Source organism: Streptomyces triticirhizae (assembly GCF_003696235.1).
GTDB classification, from domain to species: Bacteria; Actinomycetota; Actinomycetes; order Streptomycetales; family Streptomycetaceae; genus Streptomyces; species Streptomyces triticirhizae.
In genome coordinates this window covers 1-3,406 of sequence record NZ_RFFJ01000333.1, presented here as the reverse complement: position 1 = coordinate 3,406, position 3,406 = coordinate 1, and the positions used below count along the sequence as shown (strand labels likewise).

Sequence of the window (3,406 nt, the reverse complement as noted above, 5' to 3'; positions counted from 1 at the left end):
TCGCCGGCACGCTCAGCTGGGTGGGCGTGGGCGGCGCGGCCGACGGCGGGGCCGGGGTGGGCGGCGCGGACGGCATCGCCGGCGGCGGGGAGCCGGCCGGCAGCGGCGGGGCCTGGAGCGGGTCCTCCGAGTCGAGCAACTCCACGGCGTGCCGGCCGAGCTTGGCGATCAGCGCGCCGGGCAGCCAGGGCTCGTCGTCGTCCTCGGGGACCTCGGTGGCCTCCAACAGCTGGTCCAGCGTGGGCCGTTCGGCCGGGTGGCCGGCCAGGCACGCCTCGATCAGCGGCCGGATGCCCTCGGGCACCTCGGTCAGGTCCTGCTGGCCCTGCACGATCCGCAGCATCAGCGCGGTCATCGCGCTGTTCGCGTCGCCGAACGGGGTGCGCCCGGTGGCGGCGAAGGTGAGCACCGAACCCAGGCAGAAGATGTCGCTCGCGGCCGAGAGCGTCTCGCCCCGGCACTGCTCGGGCGACATGAAGCCGGGCGAACCCACGGCGGCGCCGGTCCTGGTCAGGCCCTCGCTGGTGGCCTCAAGGGCGCGGGCGATGCCGAAGTCGATCACCCGGGGGCCGTCGATGGTGATCATCACGTTCGACGGCTTGAGGTCCCGGTGGACCAGCCCGGCCGCGTGGATGTCGCGCAGCGCGCGCACCAGGCCGTTGGCCAGGATGCGCAGCGTTCGCTCGGGCAGGCGGCCATAGGTGTGCGCGACCACCTCGTGCAGCGAGGGGCCGGCCACATAGCCGGTGGCCACCCACGGCGTCGCCGCCTCGGTGTCGCCGTCCAGCACCGGCGCGGTCCAGTCACCGCCGACGCGACGGGCGGCGTCCACCTCCTGCTGGAAGCGCTGCCGGAACTCCGGCTGGCGGGCGAGTTCGGGTTGCACCAGCTTGACGGCCACCGTGCGCCCGCGGTCGGAGCGGGCGAGATAGACACTGCCCATTCCGCCGGCGCCCAATTTCCCCAGCAGCCGGTAGTGGCCCACCCGTTGGGGATCTGTCGGCCCGAGCGGTTTCATGCTGTCCTACTCCTCTTCGGTCCGGTAAGCCTCATGAGCATACGGTCGCCCCTGCACAGGGATGAGGACAGAAGCCGAACCGTGATCGGTTCCCTTTCCGCCGTGTTGGCCCACCCTCGTGTCAATTCGTGACCTGAGGCATATCTAATCGTTGCGCGTGTGCTCGGCCGGCTCGTCGTCCAGGCGGTCGAGCCAGGTGATCTGGAGCGTGTCCTGATCACCCTCCTTGAGCCTGACGCGGATGGCCGCGTAGACGCCGCAGGTGGCGTCGTCGCCGGTCTCCACCAACTGGTCCGGACCGAACGTGAGTTGCTCGCCCTCGACCCTGACCAGCCGGTTCTCCCAGACGCACTCGATCTCGCCGCTGTCCTGCTCGGTTCTCTCGTACCGCAACAGCTGGTCGCCGACCGCGCCCTGTTCGATGGTGATCACGTCCGACCACTCGTTGTCGTTGCGGTCGGTGAACTCGTTCTTCCAGTCGGCCACCATGTTCTCGGGAACGGCGGTGTCCGTGCGGGCCGGGCCCCGGTGCAGGGTCGCCTCCTGGTCCCCGTACGTCCACACGACCTCCTCACCGTTCTCCGAGATCCGTAGGGTCTGCACCGTGCTGTTGTCCCGGCAGGCCTCGGCGGTCTGGTCCTCGGGAACGCTCCAGTTCGACTCCTCGGTGAAGTGGAGACCCTGGTCGTCGAAGGAGTCGAGCCGAACATCATAGGCGCACAGAATCTCGGGGGTGAGCGTGAGGGCGTTACCCACGAGTTCGCCCGCCTCGCCCTCGACGATCTCGAAACGCAGCTCCCTGGCGTCGTCGCTGGCGGTGGTGTACTCGCCCTGCCAGACGCCCACATACGCCTCGTCGACGGTGTCGTCCGAGCCGCCCGTGAGCTGTGTGACCAGCACCACGGCCAGCACCACCAGCACCAGCCCGGCGGCGCCCAGCGCCGTCAACGGGCCCTTCCGGTCGCGCCAGCCGCCGGAGCGGGCCGGTCCCGTGCCGGTGTACGGCGCGTTGCGGGAGCCGGGCGGGGACCAGCCGCCGCTGCTCGGCGGCTGGTAGGGGCCGCCGTTGGGCTGGGAGTAGGGGGAGGGGATCGGCGTCGGCCGGGGCGCCGGCCGCGCCCCCGGCCAGGACGGCTGCGACGGCGCGCCGGGCGGCCCGGGCGGCGGCGGCACCGAGCCGCCGGATGACGGCCGTTCGCCGGGCGAGGGCCGCGGGGTGCGCTCCTTGCTGGGGGCCACCGGCGGATGCGGGGTGCTCGGGTTGGTCCTCGGCTGGCCGGGCAGCACCGGGTTGTCCACCCGGCTGAGCGGGTTCTCCGAGTCCAGCAGCTGGACCGCGTGCCGGCCCAGCTGGGCCACCAGCGCGCCGGGCAGCCAGGGTTCGCGCGAGGCGGCCTCGGGCTGGGTCGTCGACAGCAGCTGCTCGACGGTGATGCGCTCGGCGGGGTCCTTGGCGAGGCAGCTCGTTATCAGCTGGTGCAGCGCCGCCGGCACCCCGGTGAGGTCGGGGCTCTCCTCGGCGATCCGGAACATCAGGATGTGCACGCCCGAGTCCAACGCCCCGAAGGGGGTGCGGCCGGTGGCGGCGTAGGCCAGCAGGGAGCCCAGACAGAAGATGTCGCTGGCGGGGGTGACCCGTTGACCGCGCACCTGCTCCGGGGACATGAAGCCGGGGGAGCCGACGGTGGCGCCGGTGCGGGTGACTCCGGCGCCGGGGCCGGGCTCCAGGGCGCGGGCGATGCCGAAGTCGATCACCCGGGGGCCGTCGATCGTCAACAGCACGTTGGACGGCTTGAGATCGCGGTGCACCAGGCCGGCGCCGTGGATGGCGCGCAGCGCGTGCCCCAGGCCGTTGGCCAGCAGCAGCACGCTCCGGTCGGGCAGCGGACCGTGGTCGCGGCCCACCACCTCGTGGAGCGAGGGGCCCGCGATATAGCCGGTGGCGACCCAGGGCGTGGCGGCGTCGGTGTCCGCGTCCAGCACGGGCGCGGTCCAACGGTCGCCCACGCGCTGGGCGGCGGCGATCTCGTCGGCGAACCGGCGGCGGAAGTCCGGCTCCTGGGCCAGCTCCCGCTTGATCGTCTTGACCGCGACCGTGCGCCCGCGCTCCGAACGGGCCAGATAGACCTGCCCCATGCCGCCCTCGCCGAGCCTGCCGAGCAGGCGGTACTCACCGATCCGGTGCGGGTCCTGCGGCCTCAGGCGATCCATGTGGAAACAGACTCCCCCGGTGATGACATTGGTTCCCTCCCCGAGGATAGAGGGGAAGGCGCGGCCCGTTCACTCCGGTTCGTCCCCGGGTGACGGGCCGGGCGCGGGCCGCTGGCCTGCGGCGTGTGCCGGCGGGCGCGGCCGGGCGGCGCGCGCCATCGGGCCGGGGCGGGTCGG

General features: G+C 72.8%; 2 protein-coding genes. Both read right to left on the bottom strand.

The annotated features are described in order from the left end of the window. Positions 1-1,018, bottom strand: a 1,018-nt coding sequence (locus EBN88_RS29185) for a serine/threonine-protein kinase (RefSeq protein ID WP_147472903.1), incomplete at its 3' end; no start/stop codon positions are given. A 144-nt stretch (positions 1,019-1,162) separates the two neighbouring features. Further along, complete coding sequence (locus EBN88_RS29180) at positions 1,163-3,229, bottom strand: serine/threonine-protein kinase (RefSeq protein WP_122400004.1); 2,067 nt, start codon at positions 3,227-3,229, stop codon at positions 1,163-1,165. Positions 3,230-3,406 lie beyond the last annotated feature (177 nt).

Bases quoted from the DNA above. Each gene is read 5' to 3' on its own strand.
- EBN88_RS29180 (WP_122400004.1), bottom strand. From the start codon at position 3,229: ATGGATCGCCTGAGGCCGCAGGACCCGCACCGGATCGGTGAGTACCGC.